This window comes from Micromonospora sp. RV43 (assembly GCF_001029515.1).
Lineage (GTDB): Bacteria > Actinomycetota > Actinomycetes > Mycobacteriales > Micromonosporaceae > Micromonospora > Micromonospora aurantiaca.
The window spans coordinates 53,926-73,909 of the sequence record NZ_LEKG01000009.1; the positions used below are offsets into that span (position 1 = coordinate 53,926).

Below are 19,984 nucleotides of genomic sequence, written 5' to 3' on the forward strand. Positions count from 1 at the left end.
TGTGTTCGCCGACCTTGTGCACTCCCGGCCCGGAGCGGTCGCGGTCGAGGACGGCCGGGAGTGCCTGACGTACGTCGAGTTGGACCGCCGGGCGACGGCACTGGCCGCAGCCATCGTCAGTCGTGGGGGCCAGGGCGGGTTTGTCGGGGTCCTGCTCGGCCGGTCGACGCAGACGATCGTCGCGCTGCTGGCCGTCCTGAAGGCGGGAGCGGCTTACGTGCCGCTCGATCCGGCGTACCCCCGGGCCCGGCTTATCGAGATGACCGAGCAGTGCGGGCTGACGCTGCTGTTGACGACCGCTGCGCTGCACGACGAGATCGGGGAGATCGTCGGGGACGTGCTCCGGGTGGACGAGGCGGAGCAGGACGCGGCGATCGACGTCTTCGCCGAGCCGGCACGTCGGCCCACCGACCCGGCGTATGTCATGTTCACCTCGGGCACGACCGGCCGGCCCAAGGCCATCGTGGTCTCGCACCACAACGTGGTCAATCTGGCGACCGGTGCCGACTACGTCGAACTGGGCCCGGCCCACACGGTGCTGCAGTTCGCTCCGCTCTCGTTCGACGCCTCGACGTTCGAGATCTGGGGCGCCCTGCTCAGCGGAGCGCGACTGGTGGTCGCACCCGAGGATCTGCTCGAGAGCGACGAACTGGGCGAGGTGCTCGCGCGGCACGAGATCGACACCATGTGGCTGACCGCGGCGCTGTTCCATCGGATCGTCGACACGGACCTGCCGGCGCTCCAACCGGTGACCCAGTTGCTGGCCGGTGGTGACGTGCTCTCCGCGGATCACGTGCGGCGGGCGCTGGCGGCGAGGCCGGGTCGCATCGTGGTGAACGGCTACGGCCCGACCGAGACCACCACGTTCGCATGCTGTCATCGCATGTCGGCGCCCGAGGAGGTCGGTCAGCCCGTGCCGATCGGACGGGCCATCCCCGGGGCCCGGCTGTGGATCATGACGAGCCGAGGTGAGCCTGCCGCTGCCGGTGAGGCCGGCGAGCTGTGGGTCGCCGGCGACGGTGTCTCACTCGGCTACTGGCAGGATCCCGCCGAGAACGGGCGCAAGTTCGTGCCCGAACCGGGTGGCCCGCATGACCGCGCCTACCGGACCGGCGACCTGGTCCGGACGCGCGAGGACGGGGCGCTGGAGTTCCTCGGCCGGATCGACGACCAGATGAAGATCCGCGGGTACCGCATCGAGCCGGCGGAGGTGGAAGCCGCGTTGGTCGGGCAGCCCACCATCTGCCGGGCGGCGGTCGCCGCTCATGAGTTCAGGCCCGGTGACAAGCGGCTGGTCGCCTACCTCGTCCTGTCGCCCGGCGCCGCACTCGACGTTCCTCAGCTGCGGCGGGCCCTCTCCGCCAAGCTGCCGGCCCACCTGCTACCGGCCCGGTACGTGGTGCTGGACGACCTGCCTGTCACCCGCAACGGCAAGGTCGACCGGCGCGCGCTGCCCGCGCCGGAATGGGTGGCCGCCACCGTCCATCAACCGTGACAGGCGGCCCCCGGTAGCGGCCGGGGGAGCCGCGCCGCACGGAGGAAGGAGCACCGCCATGGCGGGTTCGCACCCGTTGGACCGTGACCGGACCGCACTCGGAGTGATGGCGTGGACGATCAGCTGAGCCGCCTGTCGCGCGGCCTCGGGCCCGCGGCGTACGCGAACGGTGACCGGATCGAACAGATCGTCCGGCACCACGCAGAACTCACTCCCGATGCCGTCGCGATACGGCAGGCCGATCGGGTGCTCTCGTACCGTGACCTGATCGCCATGGCGGACCGGGTGGCCTGCGGCCTGACGAAACGGGGGGTCGGACCGGGCAGTGTCGTCCCGGTGTGTCTGCCGCGCTCACCGGAACTCGTCGGCGTGCTGCTGGGTGCGCTGAGCACCGGCGCGGCCTACCTGGCGATGGATCCCCGCTGGCCGGCCGGCCGACGTGAGTACGTCCTGACCGCCAGCGGTGCCGATTTCCTGATCGCCGGCGACGACGGCGCGCCCCCTCCGGCCGGGTTCGCGCGACTGACCGTCGCGGAGGTGCTGACGGACGGCACGACGGAGCCGCCGCCCGGCCTGAGCGGCGCGCAGGCGGCGTGCGTCTTCTACACCTCGGGCTCGACCGGACAGCCCAAGGGGGTCGTGTCACCACACCGCGGGACCGTCCGGGTGCTGGTGGGTAACGATGACCTGCCGCTCGATGCCGACACGGTCTTCCTCCAGGCCGCGCCGTTGCCGTGGGACGCGTTCTCGCTGGAGCTGTGGGCCCCGCTGTTGAACGGTGGGTGTTGCGTCCTGCTCGACAGGGACGCTCCGAATCTCGACGTGGCGGCTCTGCGGGACGCCGTCGACCGGGGCGTGAACAGTCTCTGGCTCACGAGTTCGTTGTTCAACGTGTTCGTCGACGAGGCGGTGGAGCTGTTCGGCGACGTCCGGCTGGTGCTCGTCGGCGGCGAACGCGTCTCCGTGGCGCACCTGCGGCGGCTGCTCGACCGGTTTCCCGAGCTGCCGGTGGTGAACGGTTACGGACCGGTGGAGGGCACCATCTTCGCCACGACGCAGCTCGTCCACCCCCGGCACGTCCGGGTGCCTGCCACCGACGTCCCCATCGGGCGCCCGGTGCCGGGCACCGGTGTGGTCGTCGTCGACGAGGCGTTGCGGCCGGTGCCGGCGGGCCGGCTGGGGGAGCTGCTCGTCTCCGGTGACGGTCTCGCCCTGGGCTATCTGGGGGATCCGGAGAGCACCGCGCGCGCCTTCGTCGACGTCGACGATGTCCGGCACTACCGGACCGGCGATCGGGCGCTCTTCGAGGACGGGGTGTTCCGCTACCGCGGACGGCTGGACCGCCAGGTGAAGGTGAACGGTGTCCGGATCGAGCCCGGCGAGGTCGAGGCGATCCTGGAGCGGCACCCGGGGGTCCGGGTCTGCTCGGTGGTGAGGGCGGGGAACGACGAACGACCCCGCCTGGTGGCCCTGTTCGAGAGTGCCGATCCGGTGGCTCCCACGGCGGAGGTCCTCCGGGCGTTCGTGGCCGGGCAGCTTCTCCCGGCGATGATTCCGGCGGTCATGCGCCCGGTCGACCGTCTTCCGCTCGGGTCGACGGGCAAGGTCGACGTCGCCCAGGTGCAGGCCATGGCGGAGCTCCTTGTCCGGGAGGACGCCCCGAAGGTCGGCGCCCGCGCGGCGGCGTCCACCGAACCGGACGTCCCGCTCCTCTCGGCCACGCGATCCCTGCTCGGCGTTCCGGACCTGGGAATCGACGACGACCTGTTCGCCGCGGGCGCCACGTCGCTCGACGCGGTCAGGTTGGCCTCACGCGCCACCGCGATGTTGCCGTCCCCGATCGGTCTGACGGACGTCTACCGGACGCCGACGGTTCGAGGGCTGCTGGACGTGGCGGTCGAGCGGGCCCGGGCGGACGTGGCCCGGCAGGAGAGCTCCTCGGCGGCGGACGCGCCGTTGTCGCACGCGCAGACCCGGTTCTGGTTGGCGGAGCAGCTCAACCCGGGTGCCGCCGACAACATGGTGGTTCTCGCCTACCTGGTCACCGGTGACTGGGACCCTCGGGTGCTGCGGATGGCCTTCGAGGACGTCATCGAGCGCCACGCCATACTCCGTACGATCTACCCCCCGGCGGATCGGACGGCGGTTGCCCGGCTCGTCGCGCCGGCGCCGTTCGACCTCGAGGTCGTTCCCGCTCCGGCGGGGGAGGATGTCGAGGCCGCGCTCCGGCGGTTGACGGCGGACTGGTGGCGGACGCCGTTCGACCTCGAGGCCGAACCACCCTTCCGGGTACGGGTGAGCCGGCTCGGTGCGGACCGGTACCTGCTCGGTCTGCACCTTCACCACATTGCCTTCGACGGTTGGTCCGAGCGGATCCTGATGACCGACCTCGCGATCGCCTACCGAGCCCGAGCGACCGATACGAAGCCGGTGTTCCCGGAACTCCCGCCCTATGCCGCCTACAGCCGGATGGAGTGCGGAGGCACCGAGGCCGGCGCCGACACGGCGCTGCGCCAGTGGCGGGCCGTTCTGGAGCCGCCGATCGCCCCGGCCTTCGCGCCACCGCTCTCGGACTCGCCCGACGGCCCGCGCGTCGAGCTGGACCGGACGCTGCCGGAGCCGCTGGTGAGCAGGTTGCGGGCGATGGCGTCCCGGTTGGGGACGCCGACCGCCTCGGTGCTCTCCGCGGCGGTGGCCCGGGCAGTGGCCCGCGGGTTCGGTGTCGGGCAGGTCTGCGTCGGCACCGTCGCACCGGCACGACGTGATCCGCACTTCGACGGTGTCCTCGGCTACTTCGTCGATCCGCTGCCGTTGGCGCTGCGTACAGCAGGGGAGCCGGAGGGCCGCCCGGTGCTGACCGAGGCGGTGGAACAGCTCCGCGGCGCCATGCACCGGCCGCTGATCCCGTTCGAAGACCTGGTTCGCGCCCTCGCTCCGGCGCGGGGCAGACACCCCTGGTTCCAGACCTGGGTGGTCGTGCAGCACGAACCGCCTTCGGGGGAGCTGAGCCCACACGTGCGGTACCGGCCACTGAGGCTGAGCCCGCCCTCGACCTCCACGGAGCTGCTGATCCACGCGATCCCGCGGGAAGAGGGCGGCTGGGATCTGGTCGCATCCTGCCGCGCCGATGGCATCGGTGAGGCCGCTCTGCGTGATCTCGTGCACACCGTGACCGAGGTGCTCACCCACTACGCCGACGAGTTCAGCCGGTCGTGACGTTCGATCCTGGTGGTGCGGTGGGGCGGGTTGCGGCAACGTCGCCGCACCCACCCTGGGCGTTGGTGGCGATTAGGAGGTGCGGGTCAGGGGCGACGCAGGCGTAGGGCCAGGAAGCTTGGGCGCTCGGTCAGCCGTGTAGCGCGCTGGGTCGATAGCGTGCAGCGTCTCGACGGCTCTCGGCTCGGCCGCATAATGGCCGCCACCGCAGCGGCGTCCAGGATTCGGAGGCCGGCGACGTCGCCGGCGAGCGCGAACATGGCCGGCCGGTCCGGGTAGGCGTTGTGCGGGGCGACGGCGGCGTGCGCCGCGTAGACGTCACCGGCCTGGTCGTGATACGCGTGGGCCGCGGCATCCGGGATGCGTTCCACGGCGGTGGCGCGGGTCGCAACCAGATCGGGCCACCGGGGCCCGTCCACGAGGTGAGCCGCCGGTCGGCGCGCAGCGGTGCACCGACCGCGTCACCGGGTCGGTGCTGTCCTGGCCTTCGACACTCAGCCGAGCCGGGCCGCCTTCGCCCCGGCCTCGATTGGTGCCAGGACGGCGAGCGCTGCCAACAGGGCGCGACCCAGGACGCTCATCGGTGAGTGAATGAACCGCCCTGGGGTTCTGTGGAGACTTTGATGTTCCGCGGTTAGGCTAGGGTGACCTGGTGCCTTCGAAACCCGTGACAACCGTCCTATTCGACTTCGCTTGGACCCTGTTCGCCAGAGACCCCAACCGCTGGGTCGGCAGCGCCGCGGCATTGATCGGCCGGGAGGTGGCCGCCGGTGACGCTCAGCGCATCGCCGCAGATTACGCTGAGTTGTTGCGGACGACGGCTAAGGACCCTGCTCATTTTGCCCGGGACTTGGACCCAGAGGTGTGGGACCGGGCGATTCTGGCTGTCCTGCAGCAAATCCGTGGGGTGGACTTGCCGTTTGCGCGAGCCCTGCACGAAACGCACGCCGAAGCGCTCGAGCCGTACGCGGACACGTCATCCACTCTCGCCGCCCTGAGCGCCCGCGATATTCGACTGGGCGTGGTCAGTAACGTCGGCTGGGACATTCGCAAATGCTTTGCGAGGCACGGGCTTGACCGCTACATCGATGCATTCGTTCTTTCCTACGAGGTCGGCTTCGTCAAACCCGATGTACGGATCTGGCGCACTGCACTCGACGCCCTGGCGGCACAGCCAGATCTAACGCTGATGGTCGGTGACCATCCCAGCGGCGACGGCGGTTCCGTGACCGCCGGGATACCGGCCCTGGTACTGCCGATGGTGAGTTCGCCAGCCCAGCTTCGCGGATTCGATCACGTGCTGGCGTTGGCTGGAATTTGAAGCTGTTTCGTGTTCTTGGTTTGTCGAGGTTGCCCTATCCTGGGTGATTCACCGTGATCGCCAAGATGCGCTGTTCGTCGGCGTGTAGATAAGCGGAAGTGCGGGACCGTCAGACGAACGGCCCTGTCTCACATTCGGTGGTGACGGAGGGTGCTGCTATCCGAGGAGGATGCGGTGGCGAAGCAGGGTGAAGCCCGCTCGTCCGTGCATTTGGCGTGCGATCCGCTTGGTCTTGGTGTTGACGCCTTCGGTGGGGCCGTTGCTGTAAAGAAGCGTGAGCGCTGCGTTCACGGCGTCGCGGTCCCGTTCCAGGCCCCTGGTAAAGGCGTGCAGATGAGGTAGATCGACCGCGCGGACCTGGCCGATCCAGAGCGAGAGCCGGTCGGCATTTCCGGCGTGAGGCGTCAGGAGCTCGGCGAAGCCCCCGACAACGGCGGCCAGTCTGGTCATCTCTGGGCAGGCCGCAGTGAGGCGTGCCAGAAGATCTCGATGCTCGGGTTTGAGGTTGTCGGGCCTGGTAAGGATCATCCGGGCGAGCCGGCGCGGGGAGATGTGGCTGCGGTCGACGTCCGCGCGGCCTTGGTTGATGTACTTGTGCAGGAGGTTGAGGCAACCCTCGTAGCCGAGGGCCTTGATCTCTTCGAAGAGGTGCGCGACGGGGACGCCGGGGTCCTCGGCTCGACGTTTGCGTAGGTACTCACGGTAGGGGTCGACGAGGCTGGCACGGTACTTGGGGACGCGGAGCATCCGCTCGGGCCGGTCGGCTCGCGCGTAGCGCTTGACGGAGTTCAGGGCCAGCTACAGACGGCGGGCGGATTCGAGCAGGCCCACGCCCTGGTCGAGCAGGTCATGGACCTGGTGCCAGCGTTGCAGGGTCGTCTGTGCGCGGGGCCCGTCGTAGATGGGTGCGTCCAGTACGGGGCCCAGCAGGTGCTGTGCGCCTTTACCTCGCTGAGGGCCGCTTCTCACAGGTTGTGCCATAGGTGCCACCTGTCCGCGACCTGCACCGCGTTGGGCAGGGCGCGGCGGATGGCCTCGGCGTAGGTGGCCGAGCCGTCGCGGCACACGACTTCGACGCCGGGATGCTCCCACAGCCACGCTTTGAGGGTGTCCGCGGTGCGGTCGGGCAGTACCTCGATCCGCTCATGGGTCTCGGCGTCGATCACCAGGGTGGCATAGCGGTGCCGTCGGCACAGAGCAAAATCGTCAACGCCGATCACACGAGGCGTCTGCCCGGTGGGCAACGGGATGCGCAGCCGGGCGCGCAGGGCCGTGTGACGGGACAGGCCCATGGCGAGTATCGCCAGCAAACGCGACCCTGCCCGGCCCGCTAACTCCTTGACCACGGCTTTGACCTGCCTGTTCAGACGGGCCATGCGGCGCTGGTATCGCTCCAGCACCCCGGGAACCTGTTCTCGGAAGGTGTGGCGGCAGCCGCGCGTGGGGCACGCCAGACGCCGCACCCGCACGCGGACCACCACCCGGCGCCCGTCGACTGGAACGTCGGCCGCCGTCCGCCAGTGATAGCCGTGGACCCGTCCCGACGAGGCCCCGCATAACGGGCAGACCGCGGTGTCCTGCGGCGTCCGGGCCCCCACCACGATCCGCTCACCCTGGTCGACCACGTCCTCGACGATCAGCGGGGACAGCCCCGAGAACACCGCCTGTACAAGCTCGCTGATGTCCTCCACATAGGAGTTAGCGGCGCCTCACCGCCCTCCGTCACCACCGAATGTGAGACAGGGCCGTTCGTTTGACAGACCCGGTAGTGCGAGCACGGACACGCCGTCGCCGCAGTGCAGCACGTTGTACATGCCGGGTCGGCCGTCCAGGTCGATGACCGCGTGTTCCTCCACCCGTCCACCACGGGCTGGTGTAGACGGCGCTGACCGCCGTGGTCAGGATCGGCCGGTGGGGGGTCCTGGGACATGGGGCGGACTATAGCTGTATGGGGGGTGCCCACGGCTCGACCGCGAGCAGCTCGGCGGGCGCGTCGGGCGCCGGCACTGCGCGCATGATCAGCGAGCATTCGGTGCCGAGGATCGCGTCCGTGACGGCCTTGCTGACGTGGAATCCCAAGGTCATTTTGCCCGTGACCACGGTGTAAAGCCCAGCAAGGCCGTCCACGCGTTCATGGTCGATCACGTGGTAACCGGGATTGATCATGCCGTTTTCGGCGTGGTCGGTCCCGACGAAGTCGGTCTTTCCGGCCACGTAGGCGACCGCGCCGTCAGCGATGCCCGTTCCAGGGCTGAGCGCCCGCACGGTCTGGTGCAGCAGTGCAGTCGCCTTGCCCAGGTCGACGCCGAAGGCACGGCGGCCGGTGATCTGCGGTTGCATCCCGCCGAAGAACGACACCAGCGCGCCACCGCCGAGCGCGGGCATCATCACCGGGCTGTCCAGCGCGGTGAAGATCAGCCCTCGGCGCAGCGGCAGCGCCGGAAGGTGGATCATCATGTCCAGGCGGGACCGCAGCAGCCCCGCGTGTCGGGAGCCGAGGTCGGACAGCAGGCACTGTGTGCCGGTGCCGGCAGCGATGACGACATGGCGGGCCGTCAGGTGCTCGTGGGCCAGCTCCACGCCGGTGACCTTCCCGTCGGTGTGGGCGATGCGGCTCACGGTGGCGCCGGTCAGGAGGGCGACTCCGGCCGCAAGGCATTGCCCGGCGAGGATGGCCACGACGCGGCGGGAGGAGAACACCCGCTCGCCGACGTTCACGGCGCGGTGTCCGGCTAGCACGGCCGGGTCGACCTCGGGCGCCTCGTCCGGGTCGGTGGTCCGGTAGCCGATGCCGTGCCGGTCGAGCCGGGTAAGGAAGTCCGGCGCCTGCGGCGTGGGCACGAGGTATACCGTCTGGTCGGCGGCGAGTTCCGCGTCAGCCGCTATCGCGCGGAACGCCGGGTACGCCTGCTGGCAGTGGCGCACCACTCGGCCGTGTAGGCGCACGTAGAGCGCCCCGGAGTGCACCATGCCGTGGTTGGCGCTGGTCGCGCCGCTGCCCAGCCGGTCGGCTTCGACCAGAGCCACCGCGTGGCCGCCCCGGGCCAGCCGTAGCGCGGTGAGCAGGCCCGCGATGCCCCCGCCGATCACGATTGAGTCGAAGGTGGTCGTCACTTGGTCACCAGGAAGTTATTGATCACGAGCGGGCACTCTACAAGATCCGGTGCGGTTCAGAGCACCCTCACGTGCGTGGGGAGGACACGCGGCCGCAGTTGAGGCACGTCGCGCATTGCGGAGCACCCCCATGTGCAGACTGACATGGCCTCGATGGTCGTTCTCGCCACGACCGCTGTGCCCGACCACCTCCGAGGCGCGCTCAGCCGCTGGATGATCGAAGTGACCCCTGGCATGTTCGTCGGTACCCTCTCGGCCAAAGTCCGCGACCAACTCTTGGAATGCCGCAAGCGCAGTCGTGGGTGACGGCGCTGCCGTCCTCGTTCAGCCGGGCATGCCGTTCGCGGCAGGCACGCCCGGCCTCACACGCAAGGTTCGGTTGTACCGGATGCGCAGGTCAACGGCCGATCAGTGGCCGATCAGCCGCCGTCGCGCACCAACGCCAACACCTCATCGCGCAGGGTGACCATCCCGGCGGTGTCGGGCGCTTCGACGTTGAGCCGCAGCATCGGCTCGGTGTTGGACGGACGCAGGTTGAACCACGTCGTGCCGAGGGTGACGGTCACCCCGTCGAGCCGGTCGACCTGCGCGGTCGGGTTGTGCCCGAACAGCGACGCGATCCGCTCAAGCACCGCTTGCGGGTCATCGACCTGCGAGTTGATCTCACCGGAAGCGACGTAGCGGGTGTACTGCCCGGTCAGTTCCGACAGCGGCCGGTCCTGCCCGCCGAGCGCGGCGAGGGCGTGCATCGCGGCCAACATGCCGGTGTCGGCCCGCCAGAAGTCACGGAAGTAGTAGTGCCCGGAGTGCTCCCCGCCGAAGATCGCGTTGTGCTCGGCCATGAGCTGCTTCATGAACGAGTGCCCGACGCGGCAGCGCACCGGCACGCCGCCAGTCTCGCGGACGAGTTCCGGCACCGCTTGTGAGGTGATGACGTTGTAGACGATCGCGGCGCCGGGGTCGCGGGCCAGTTCGCGGGAGGCGATGAGCGCGACGATCGCCGAGGGAGGGACCGGCTGTCCTCGTTCGTCGATGAGGAAGCACCGGTCCGCGTCGCCGTCGAAGGCCAACCCGGCGTCCGCGCCGTGCTCGACCACGGCCTTTTGCAGGTCAACCAGGTTCGCGGGGTCGAGGGGGTTGGCTTCGTGGTTGGGGAACGTGCCGTCAAGCTCGAAGAACAGCGGCACGATCTCCAACGGCAGGCCCGGCAGCGCGGCGTCACCGAGCACGGCCGGGGCGATGTGCCCGCCCATGCCGTTGCCCGCGTCGATGACGATCTTCAACGGGCGGATGGCCGTCAGGTCGACCAGTGCCCGCAGGTACCCGGCGTACGCGGAGAGCAGTTCCCGGCGGGTGACGGTGCCTGCCGGTCCGTCGAACCCCGGCACCCCTTCTTCGATCATGGTGCGGATCTCGCGTAGGCCGGTGTCCTGCCCGATCGGGGCAGCACCGGCCCGGCACAGCTTGATCCCGTTGTACTGCGCTGGGTTGTGGCTGGCGGTGAACACCGCACCCGGCATGTCCAGGTAGCCGGCGGCGAAGTACACCATGTCCGTGGAGCCCAACCCGGCGTCGATGACGTTGACGCCCTGACTGGTCGCCCCCTCGGCAAACGCCGCCGCCAGGTCGGGTGAGGATGGCCGCATGTCACGTACGGTGACGATCGACTCCGCGCCAGACCAGCGGGCGAACGCGGCGCCGATCTGGCGGGCAAGGTCGGTGTTGAACTGGTCGGGCACAGTGCCCCGGATGTCGTACGCCTTGATCAGTAGGCCCAGGTCACGCATCGCTTGCGGAAGCCCTTTCAGTAATCCGATCAATAGTCGGATGGCGGGAAGACAACTCCGTGTGGCTCACCGGTAGTGAACACCATGACCCGCACCGGCAGGTCGGCGAGGGCGGCATGAATCATCCCAATCTGCTCGATCGGGGCGAGCGTGACCAGGCAGGTGCTCTGAACCACCCCGGAACTTGTAGAGCCGGAGCAATGTCCTAGGCAGACATATCGACGGTCGGAGACCGGCATGGGTGTTGCGGTCCGTTCGGTCGCGCTATAGCGTAACGCGCCATGATCACTACGCTCGGACGACGGGGCCCGTGCGGCACTAGTCGGACACGGCCTGGGGCCGGCAGCACGCCCCCAGCAATCTGGGTGTCACCCGCTGTGAGGTGAGTTACCGGTCGCAGGCCCCAGTTCGACGACGGGAAGTCGAGTATGGTCGCCGGCCGAGGGCGACCAAAACCGATGAAATAGCCAATGTGGATAGAAGAGGCACTCGTGGGTGAGATCGACAGTCCGAGGTTTGACGCAATATTGTTCGACCTCGGCGGCGTGCTGATGAAGAACCGCGGCCTACAACGGCTAGCCGAACTGACCGGCGAGGAGAACGGCCCGGCGCTACACTCAAAATGGTTTACATCGAAGTGGGTACAGGCCTTCGAGCGTGGCAAGTGTGATGCCGACACCTTCGGTGAAGGTGTTGTGGCGGACTTCGGACTGGATCTCACGCCTGCTGAGTTCGTGGATGACTTTGCTCGATGGCCGGCCGGACCGTTTGCGGGAACGATCGAATTGGTTCGAAGCCTTCACGGGACTATCCCGATGGCATGCCTTGCCAACACAAACCCGGCTCACTGGCAACAGCATCTCGACCGTTGGGGTGTAGTCGACTACTTTGACTGGACCTTTGTTTCGCACGAGTTAGGTTTGATGAAACCTGATCCGGCGATGTTCCGCCACGTGATCCGCACGATTGGTACGACTGCCGACCGGCTTCTGTTTCTTGATGACCACAACCAGCATGTCATGGCGGCCAGAGAGTTTGACATACATGCAGTACAAACTCGAGGCGTGGGCGAGGTATACGAGGCGCTGGTCTCCCTTCTTCCTCCGGACTCGAGTGCGGGCCGCGCCCTCCGGTCCATGCCGTCGCCCGCTCAAGGCAGTTGAGTTCGGTGCACGCTCGACATCGCGTTTGGCTGGCGCCGTCTTGTCGAGTCCTGTATGTAGAGGTTCTCAAGGTCGCTTCCTCATCCGTACTATGGGCACTGGCGCGTGCCGAGGGTGACCCCGACAACAAGTTGCACCTATCGCGGGGTTCGAAAACCGTCGCGACGGTTGTGCACGACCCGGCGGTCAATGGTCTGACATTGCTCGACGATGCCAGCGCCACTCTCCGTCGAGAGGCGCTCACGAGCAGCCGATGGCTCCGGGTGGCGCTGACGCGAAATCCGTTCACGAGGCTGGCCGCCGCATGGCACTACACCGATGTACTCGAACCAGAGCCATTCCGAGTGTTAAAGGTGCCCATGAAGCGGACTGCCACAGGGCGCATCGACCTCAATGCATCGTTTTCCCATTTCGTGTCCGCGCTGGACTCCGACTGGGACGAAATAACTCGTTGCTACGCGTACTACACTCCCCAGACGGAGATTTTCGCTGAGAATGACGTCAACTTCACCCACGTCGTTCCGGTCGAGAATATGGATTCGCTCGGTGCGGTGCTCGCTGCACACGACGAGCGGCTCTCGGGTGCGATCGGCCAAGTCAATCCCGGGCCGGCATTCGACCCGTATTCGTTGTACGACGAGCGATCGACCGAAATCGTTCGCCGGCGCTACGAGTCGGACTTTAAAGCATTCAACTATGACCGAGATATTGTGGAGCCAACTGTGCCGCTACCTCCTTTGGACCCGATGGCCGAGCGCCTCCTTCAAGAGGTGTACGACCGCAGCAGGCGCCTGCACCTGCTGCGCGAGTCCCTCGGACTGCATGACCAGCGGAGGTTGAACGCATGAAGTGCTTGCTGATCGGTGGGGGCCACCGTGGGCTCCATGGGTTCGTCCCAGCGATTCAGGCGTGCGGCTTGGATCTGGTTGCGGTCTGCGACACGGATCCAAGCGTCGAAGGTCCACTGCGTCTCGCACTCGCGAAGATCGGTATCGACGCCGGGCGAGTGAGGCTTCACAGCGACCTCGAAGAGGCTCTGGCTCAGCACCAGCCCGACGTCGCAATCGTAGCGACTTCACCAGCGTCCCACCTGGAGATTGTGAAGACGCTCATCAAGGCCGGCATCCCCATTTTCAAGGAGAAGCCGTTCGCGGTGTCGTTGCGCGATGCGCACGAGCTAGCCGAGATCATCGAGAAGCATGACGCCTACATGAGACTGTCCACTCAGCGGCACTACAGTCCCACGTACCGCCATGCCTCCAACTTGCTGTACGAAGTTGGCCAGGTGACTTCCTTTACGGCGACCGATCATCGGCTCGCAGATCGTTTCGACCTCGGTTGGCGAGCTGAACCGTCGATGATGGGCGGCAACGTACTGGCCGACTTTGGATACCACATGATCGATGTGCTTCAATGGTTCTTCGGCACGCCGCAAGCGGTCGCGGTACAGCCGCAGAAGGATCCCAGGGTTGGGGAGCGGCCGGAACTGGCGGCACTGGTCAAGATCGCGTATCCGCACGACATTGTAGGCACGCTCTCACTCTCGATCTGCGATCCCGAGCGCGTCGAGGCGCTAGACGTGTGCGGACACGCCGGCCGCCTTCGTGTGTCGACCGATTCGTTCACGAGGTTCGCACCCGATGGCGGGGTGGTTGACCGACTCTCACGAGAGCCGCGATGGCCCAGCGGTGTCCTGGAGGTCCTGAAGGTGTTCCTGCAGGATCTCGGACGTAGCGACCTTTCCCGTGCTGAAGCTCAACGTGGCGTTGCCGTCACTGCAGCGATCGAGGCGATGTTTCAGTCGGCAGCGACCGGTCGACAGGTTGTCGTCGCGGCAGATCGGATCAAGTAACCACGTAGCCGCCCGTTTCCGTGGAGACCATCGCAGAGACATCGGTGACTAAGATCAGGCCGATCACGGTCTGGGCAAAGCAGCGCATGCCCGCGCTCATGCCTCGGCCAGGGCATGGTGTTGGGTGTCATGAGCGCCACACGCTGGAGGAGGACTGGCTATGTCTGGTAACGAACGCCTGAGACCGGGTGTCTGTATTCTCGGCACCAGTGCCGGCAGCGGTAAGACGATGATTGGTCGATCGTTGTCGAGGTTGGCGAGCAACAGAGGCTACAGCGTTCATCCGTACAAGGCTGTGTCTCTTGTTGCACGGCCTGTGGCGTCACATAGTGATGAGATCGTTGATGCGTCGCTGGCGATGTTGGCTGCGGCGGCACGAGTGCCAGCCACGAGCCGGCTGCCGATCTGCTCCTTCACCGCACAACCTAGCGGTGACGGCCGGTTCCGCCTAGCGCCTGCTGGCCCTCGAAACGCCGGAACCCAGCAGTCAGTCGACGCGCTGGCCGAGGACGTCCATCTCGATGTCTACCAGCAGTCTAGCGATCAACTCCGATGGGATCTGATCGATGATGAAGACTGTGATCGTATCTGTGCCCGGATCAGGTTCCACATCGATCTCATTCGTGCTGACGAGCACTTTGTCGTCGCCGAAGGTTCGGGAAATCCGACCGACAGTTTCGGCCGAGACATCAACAATCGGCTGGTGTTCAATGTGGTGTCCTCGCCGATCATTCTCGTGACCAATTTGGCGGAGGGTGGCGGCATTGCCTCTGCAGTGGGCACCCTAGCGCTCCTCGATGATGCAACCCGCAATCGTGTGTGCGGTGTCATCGTCAACGGACAGTACCCGGGGTCGTCCGACGAGAAGGTTGCAGCGATGTCCGAACGCGCCACGGGACAGCCATGCCTTGCGGTAGTCAAGCAGCGGCCATCGAATCGCGCATATGAGGATCTTCTGGCGGGCGAGATCGAGAACAATACTCAGAAACTGGCTGAGGATTTGGCGTATCTGTGGGCTCCGTTGGAAGCAGCGATTCAGCCTCCCGTTCAACCACAGCCGGTCGGCGCGGGGACCTCGTCGATGGAAACCAGGGTGAGTGCGTAGTCGGTCAACGACGCCGCTGAGCTGCCGATTTGTGGGACCGAGTGGCCTCTGTGGAGGTGGGAAGAGCGGGTGGAATCACGCCGGTGACCATGGAGTTGCGACGCTTCACGACATCGGAGGAGATTTCACTCGCCGATGCCATCATCCCTCATCCGCGCACTGGCCGTAACAGCAGAACGCCCCGACATGCTCGCCGGCGCTGTCGAGCGCGCCCAGGCTGGGACGCGTTGGTGCCGAGGTGCGAGGTCTCCGAGGTTGCGTAGGCCAGGCGGCTGGTCAACGCGGTGATGGATCTTTCATGAGCAGCTCCGCAGGGTCAGCTCACCTACAAATTACCGCCATCCAATCTTGGTTCGACATCATATAGAGGAGACTGCCCGTGCGGCATACACAAAACGGATCTGTATGGGCTGACGGCGCCATGCGCGAGTGGTCGGACCTGTCGGTGCCATTGATGTCCGACGCCATCCTCCGGGCCGCGTCGGTGTTCGATGGCATTCGCGCTGACTTGACCCCGGATGGACGCATTCGCCTGCTGGCCGGCCGCGCGCATATTGAGCGCCTGGTAAGAAGCGCGCGAATCATGCGACTCCCTCTGGCCTACGACGTTGATGAAATCCTCCTGGCGGCCGCGCGAGTCGCCCAGGTAGAGCTGGCTTCCACTCATCAGCACATCGCCTACGTTCGGCCGATGCTCGTAGGTGCGGCCCTCACCGAGCACGCGAGTCAGACCAGTCTGACCATCGCCGCCTTCGCCCAGGATGACAAGCTGCCGGATCCAATCTGGATGCAGATTGCCGCCCTACGCCGTCCTTCCTCGGATTCAGTGCCGCCCGAGATGAAGGCTGTAGCGAACTACCAGCAGACCCGGATGCTCAGGATGGCAGCGCAGGCTGACGGATACGCCGACGCGCTGTTACTCAACGAACACGGGCGACTTGCCGAGTCCACCGGCGCTGCTGTCGTGGTGGAGCATGCCGGCCGGCTGATCTCTCCACCCACATGGGAGAGCTGCCTTCCGTCAGTAACCATCGAGATCCTCGAACGCCTTGCGCGGGAGATTGGGATCGCCTTCGTACGTGAGCCCGTCCCTCTCGCGTCGGTGCTCGCGGCGGACGGCTTGGCCCTCGCCGGGACTCTGGCCAGCCTCGTGCCGGTCTGCGGCGTTGACGGCGTTCCGATCCCCTCAGGACCGGCCATCGGCCGGCTGCGTGATGCCTACCTCGCCGCACTCCATCCAAAGGAAGAGGACAGTCGGTTCGTAGGCCTCATGGCATATGTTGAATTCTCGGAGCGTGACTTGCTCGAGAAGAATGAATCCTGAGTCATAACTCCTCGGCAATCTCCGGGTATTTCCGCAAATTCCAATTTAGCTAGTGTTTCCTGCCGGAAATTCGCCTACAAGATCGTGCGAGTGATTCGAGGATGGGACTGCGTAGATTCCCGTGTTTGACCTGGGTGTGATCCGTTGGACAGGAGTTGATCCTGTCCGGGAAGGACCACGTCATGGCAGACAAGAAGAACGCTGTTCAGCTTCCGCAGCCGTCGGCGGCGGAGGTGGAGTTCGCGCAGCAGCTGGTCGAGCGGGCCAAGGCCGACGGAGTGTCGTTGGTCGGGCCGGGTGGGCTCCTCGCGGGGATCACCCGCACGGTCCTGGAGTCAGCGCTCGACGCCGAACTGGATGCCCATCTGGACGAGGCTGGTGTCGATGAGGAGTCGGGTCGGCGGGCCAACATTCGCAACGGGCACGGGGCGAAGACGGTGCAGACCGAGGTCGGGCCGGTGCGGATTCAGGTCCCACGGGATCGGGCCGGGTCGTTCACGCCCCGGATCGTGCCCAAGCATGCCCGCCGGTTGGACGGGTTCAACGAGGCGATCCTGTCGTTGTATGCCAAAGGGCTGACCACCGGGGAGATCTCCGCGCACCTGGCGGATGTGTATGACGCCGACGTGTCCCGGGAGTTGATCAGCCGGGTCACCGACAGCGTCGTGGAGGAGATGGAAGCCTGGCGGCAACGGCCCCTGGATCGGGTCTATCCGGTGGTGTTCATCGACGCCCTGGTGATGAAGATCCGGCAGGGGCAGGTCGCGAACCGGCCCGTCTACGTCGTGGTCGGGATCAGCCCCGACAACGGGGAACGCGACGTCCTCGGTATGTGGGCCGGCACCGGCGGTGAGGGCGCCAAGCAGTGGGCCGGCTACCTCACCGAACTGCGTAACCGCGGTGTCGAGGACGTGTTCATGGTCTGCTCCGACGGCCTCAAGGGCATGACCGACGCGATCGAGCAGGTCTGGCCCCGGGCGGTCCGCCAGCAGTGCGTCGTCCATCTGGTCCGGGCCAGCCTGCGCTACACCAACCGCAAGGACTGGCAGAAGATCACCCCCGCGCCGCGGGAGATCTACACCGCCCCCACCGTCGCGGCTGCAGAGGCCCGGTTCGGGGCGTCGGCCACCGAGTTCGGTGACCAGTACCCCGCCGTGATCCGGCTCTGGCGCACATCGTGGCCGCGGTTCGTGCCGTTCCTGCACAACGACCACGAGGTCCGGAAAGTCCTCTACACGACCAACATCATCGAGAGCCTGAACGCACGGTTCCGGCGGGCAGCCCGCTGGCGGGGGCACTCCCCGACCGAGCAGGCCGCGATGAGGGTCCTCTACCTCGTCGTTCAACAGAAACGCCGGGGCGGCGGGAGTATCACTGGCCGGGTTCTACGGTTGGGCCAAGGCCCTCAACGCCCTGATCCTCGCGTACGGCGACCGGATCGCCATCTAACAACCTCGATCACACCACAGGCTCAAACACGAAATCGACACACTCCCGGGCTTGGCAATGCGCCAGCCAGGACCGCGCACACGGCCACGGTGAGCTGCCCGGCCAGGGGGTAGCACCCCGTTACCTAATGAATCCCGAACGGCCCGCGGAGGTCCGCGGGATGCCTGCCCGTTACCTGGCCTTTGAGGTCTCCAAAAAGATCGGCGGCGTGGGCTCGGCGAGCCGTTCGTGTGGTGGTTCGGCTCGGTGAGTACACGCCTGCACACCTTTCGACCGAACCAGGTCTCGTGCAAGACCGGCGGACCTTGGCGGGGCGGACCACCTCGTGACCTTGGGCAGGATGTTGACCGTGGTTGCAGCCCACCCGCACGGCGAACACCTCGCTCACCGGGAGCCGACGAGCTCTGACTGCGAAGACCGGGACCGTGCGGGTCGCTGGGATCGCGAACGGCTCATCCGAGGGTAGGCCACAGAGCCTCGTCATTAGGGCACCGCGCGTTTCCGCCAGGGATGCATGCCCGATGGGGCAGGCGAGGAAGGAGTAGGAGTTGGCGGTGTACTGCGGCATCGACTGGTCGGAACGGCATCACGACATTGCGGCTCTTCGAACTTGAGCGGGGTTCGCGGTTGAGCCGACCCGAGCGTGAGGGGCTCACAGCCCGTCAGTGATCATCTGAGTGTCTAGTTCGGATGGTCACAAGTGAAGGGCTGCGAGCATGGTCAACGATACGACCCGGCTGCTGGGCCTGGACGGCCTGGTCGCTGAGCGGGTCGAGCTGGACGTCACCGGCGTCCCGGTGGTGGACTTGTCCACCGGCTGTGAGCAGGCACGATGCTGCCCGCAGTGCGGACAGCGTGCGCTGAAGGTGAAGCAGTGGACCACCACCCGGCCGCGGGACCTGCCAGTCGGAGGCCGGACGGTGCGGCTGCGCTGGCGCAAGCGTCGCTGGTACTGCCCGACGCCGGGCTGTCCGCGTAAGTCGTTCACGGAGCAGGTCGCGCAGGTCCCGGCCCGTGCCCGGCTCACCACACGGCTGCGGCAGGCGGCCGGGGCGGCGGTGGCAGACGCGGGTCGCACGATCGTGCAGGCCGCCCGGGACCACGGCATCTCCTGGCCGGTCGTCGCTGCCGCGTTCACCGCCCACGCGAAGCGGGTGTTGCCGGCCGAGCCGGAGCCGGTCGCGGTGCTGGGCATCGACGAGGTTCGCCGCGGCAAGCCGCACTGGATCTGGGATGAGCAGGCCGGTTCGTGGATCGTGACTGCAGACCGCTGGCACGTCGGCTTCTGCGATCTGTCCGGTGGTCAAGGACTGCTCGCGCAGGTCGAAGGCCGCACCACGGCGGCGGTGACCGGCTGGCTGACCGCTCGCCCGCCAGCCTGGCGTGAGCAGGTGAAGGCGGTGGCGATCGATATGTGCACCGTGTTCAAGTCCGCGATCCGGCAGGTACTGCCGCACGCGGTGCTGGTCGTCGATCACTTCCACGTCGTGCAACTGGCCAACCGGGCGGTCACCGAGGTCCGCCGCCGCATGACCCTGACCCAGCGGGGCGCCGCGGTCGCGGCAGCGACCCGGAATGGCGGATGCGTAACCGGCTGACCCGCTCGGCCGCCCGGATGGCCGGCAAGCACGTCGACCGCCTCGTCGACACCCTCGAGGCCCTCCCGACGGCGATCGGTGCTCCGATCCTCGCCGCGTGGAACGCGAAAGAAGACCTACTCGACCTACTCGCGGTCGCCCGCACCCAGCCCTACAGGGAACACGTCCACCGGCTGCTGCACCGCTTCTACGCCCGCTGCGCCGCCTCCGACCTGCCCGAACTCCACCGACTCGCCACCACGATCGAGACCTGGTGGCCACAAATACTGGCGTTCCTGACCACCGGCATCACCAACGCCGGCTCAGAAGGCCCCAACCGGGTTATCAAGACCGTCGCCCGCGACGCCTACGGCTTCCGCAACCCCGAGTACCAGCGTCTACGCACCCGCACCGCCACCACCCGACGCCACCGCGGACACCTCAACCCCGCTTAAACTCGAAGAGCCGACATTGCCCTGGTCGACGAGCACGGTCGCCTGGTCGCCAAGGGCCGCATCGGCGACGACCTGGACGGATTCACCACGCTGGTCGAGATGCTGACCGCCGACGGTGACAGCGCC

General features: G+C 66.9%; 15 protein-coding genes and 2 pseudogenes. 12 read left to right on the forward strand and 5 right to left on the reverse strand.

The features are described from left to right. Position 1 precedes the first annotated feature (1 nt). Both ABD52_RS04200 and ABD52_RS37365 read left to right on the forward strand, forming a co-directional pair. Positions 2 to 1,495, forward strand: coding sequence for an amino acid adenylation domain-containing protein (locus tag ABD52_RS04200; protein ID WP_161801603.1), 1,494 nt, complete (start codon positions 2 to 4; stop codon positions 1,493 to 1,495). A 111-nt stretch (positions 1,496 to 1,606) separates the two neighbouring features. Continuing rightward, positions 1,607 to 4,711: a non-ribosomal peptide synthetase gene (locus tag ABD52_RS37365; protein ID WP_053065285.1), complete on the forward strand. Its 3,105-nt coding sequence runs from the start codon at positions 1,607 to 1,609 to the stop codon at positions 4,709 to 4,711. An 86-nt stretch (positions 4,712 to 4,797) separates the two neighbouring features. On the opposite strand, the gene ABD52_RS40075 is transcribed toward ABD52_RS37365, so the two are convergent. Next, on the reverse strand, positions 4,798 to 5,082 hold the full coding sequence (locus tag ABD52_RS40075) for a hypothetical protein (protein ID WP_235437329.1): 285 nt from the start codon (positions 5,080 to 5,082) through the stop codon (positions 4,798 to 4,800). 281 nt (positions 5,083 to 5,363) lie between these two features. On the opposite strand from ABD52_RS40075, the gene ABD52_RS04215 reads away from it, so the two are divergent. After that, the gene (locus tag ABD52_RS04215) at positions 5,364 to 6,032 is read left to right on the forward strand and encodes an HAD family hydrolase (protein WP_047890828.1); all 669 of its coding nucleotides are present in this window, start codon (positions 5,364 to 5,366) and stop codon (positions 6,030 to 6,032) included. A 156-nt stretch (positions 6,033 to 6,188) separates the two neighbouring features. Here the strand turns inward: ABD52_RS04215 and ABD52_RS38040 are convergent. Next, a pseudogene (locus ABD52_RS38040) lies at positions 6,189 to 7,723 on the reverse strand (ISL3 family transposase). 247 nt (positions 7,724 to 7,970) lie between these two features. Further along, entirely contained in the window at positions 7,971 to 9,146 is a 1,176-nt protein-coding gene (locus ABD52_RS04230; protein ID WP_047890830.1) for an FAD-binding oxidoreductase, read from the reverse strand. 213 nt (positions 9,147 to 9,359) lie between these two features. Here ABD52_RS04230 and ABD52_RS40600 point away from each other — a divergent pair, with 213 nt between their 5' ends. Continuing rightward, positions 9,360 to 9,452: a type I-E CRISPR-associated endoribonuclease Cas2 gene (locus ABD52_RS40600; RefSeq protein ID WP_235437333.1), complete on the forward strand. Its 93-nt coding sequence runs from the start codon at positions 9,360 to 9,362 to the stop codon at positions 9,450 to 9,452. A gap of 113 nt (positions 9,453 to 9,565) precedes the next feature. Here ABD52_RS40600 and ABD52_RS04240 read toward each other — a convergent pair whose 3' ends face one another. Further along, a complete protein-coding gene (locus ABD52_RS04240; protein ID WP_047890831.1) occupies positions 9,566 to 10,933 on the reverse strand; it encodes a phosphomannomutase/phosphoglucomutase in 1,368 nt (455 codons plus the stop codon). Between the two features lie 29 nt (positions 10,934 to 10,962). Then, entirely contained in the window at positions 10,963 to 11,109 is a 147-nt protein-coding gene (locus ABD52_RS39690) for a hypothetical protein (protein ID WP_161801604.1), read from the reverse strand. Between the two features lie 315 nt (positions 11,110 to 11,424). Between ABD52_RS39690 and ABD52_RS38045 the strand changes: the two genes are divergently transcribed. From ABD52_RS38045 to ABD52_RS41370, 8 genes and pseudogenes are all read left to right on the forward strand, one after another. After that, positions 11,425 to 12,096: an HAD family phosphatase gene (locus ABD52_RS38045; protein WP_161801605.1), complete on the forward strand. Its 672-nt coding sequence runs from the start codon at positions 11,425 to 11,427 to the stop codon at positions 12,094 to 12,096. Positions 12,097 to 12,101: 5 nt separating this feature from the next. After that, the gene (locus ABD52_RS04245) at positions 12,102 to 12,944 is read left to right on the forward strand and encodes a sulfotransferase family 2 domain-containing protein (protein ID WP_235437330.1); all 843 of its coding nucleotides are present in this window, start codon (positions 12,102 to 12,104) and stop codon (positions 12,942 to 12,944) included. Continuing rightward, positions 12,941 to 13,948 carry a Gfo/Idh/MocA family protein gene (locus ABD52_RS04250; RefSeq protein ID WP_047890833.1) on the forward strand — a complete coding sequence of 336 codons (1,008 nt, stop codon included), beginning with the start codon at positions 12,941 to 12,943 and terminating at the stop codon, positions 13,946 to 13,948. Before ABD52_RS04245 ends, ABD52_RS04250 begins: the two co-directional genes overlap by 4 nt. Positions 13,949 to 14,108: 160 nt before the next feature. Continuing rightward, positions 14,109 to 15,053: an AAA family ATPase gene (locus ABD52_RS38050; RefSeq protein ID WP_082171200.1), complete on the forward strand. Its 945-nt coding sequence runs from the start codon at positions 14,109 to 14,111 to the stop codon at positions 15,051 to 15,053. A gap of 379 nt (positions 15,054 to 15,432) precedes the next feature. Beyond that, positions 15,433 to 16,377 carry an aminotransferase class IV gene (locus ABD52_RS37370; protein WP_152748181.1) on the forward strand — a complete coding sequence of 315 codons (945 nt, stop codon included), beginning with the start codon at positions 15,433 to 15,435 and terminating at the stop codon, positions 16,375 to 16,377. Between the two features lie 182 nt (positions 16,378 to 16,559). Further along, positions 16,560 to 17,826 (forward strand): annotated as a pseudogene (locus tag ABD52_RS04260) (IS256 family transposase). 716 nt (positions 17,827 to 18,542) lie between these two features. Further along, positions 18,543 to 19,424: an ISL3 family transposase gene (locus ABD52_RS04265; RefSeq protein WP_047890834.1), complete on the forward strand. Its 882-nt coding sequence runs from the start codon at positions 18,543 to 18,545 to the stop codon at positions 19,422 to 19,424. Then, entirely contained in the window at positions 19,409 to 19,858 is a 450-nt protein-coding gene (locus ABD52_RS41370) for a transposase (protein ID WP_255352833.1), read from the forward strand. The genes ABD52_RS04265 and ABD52_RS41370 overlap by 16 nt, the downstream gene beginning before the upstream one ends. The last annotated feature ends 126 nt before the right edge of the window (positions 19,859 to 19,984 follow it).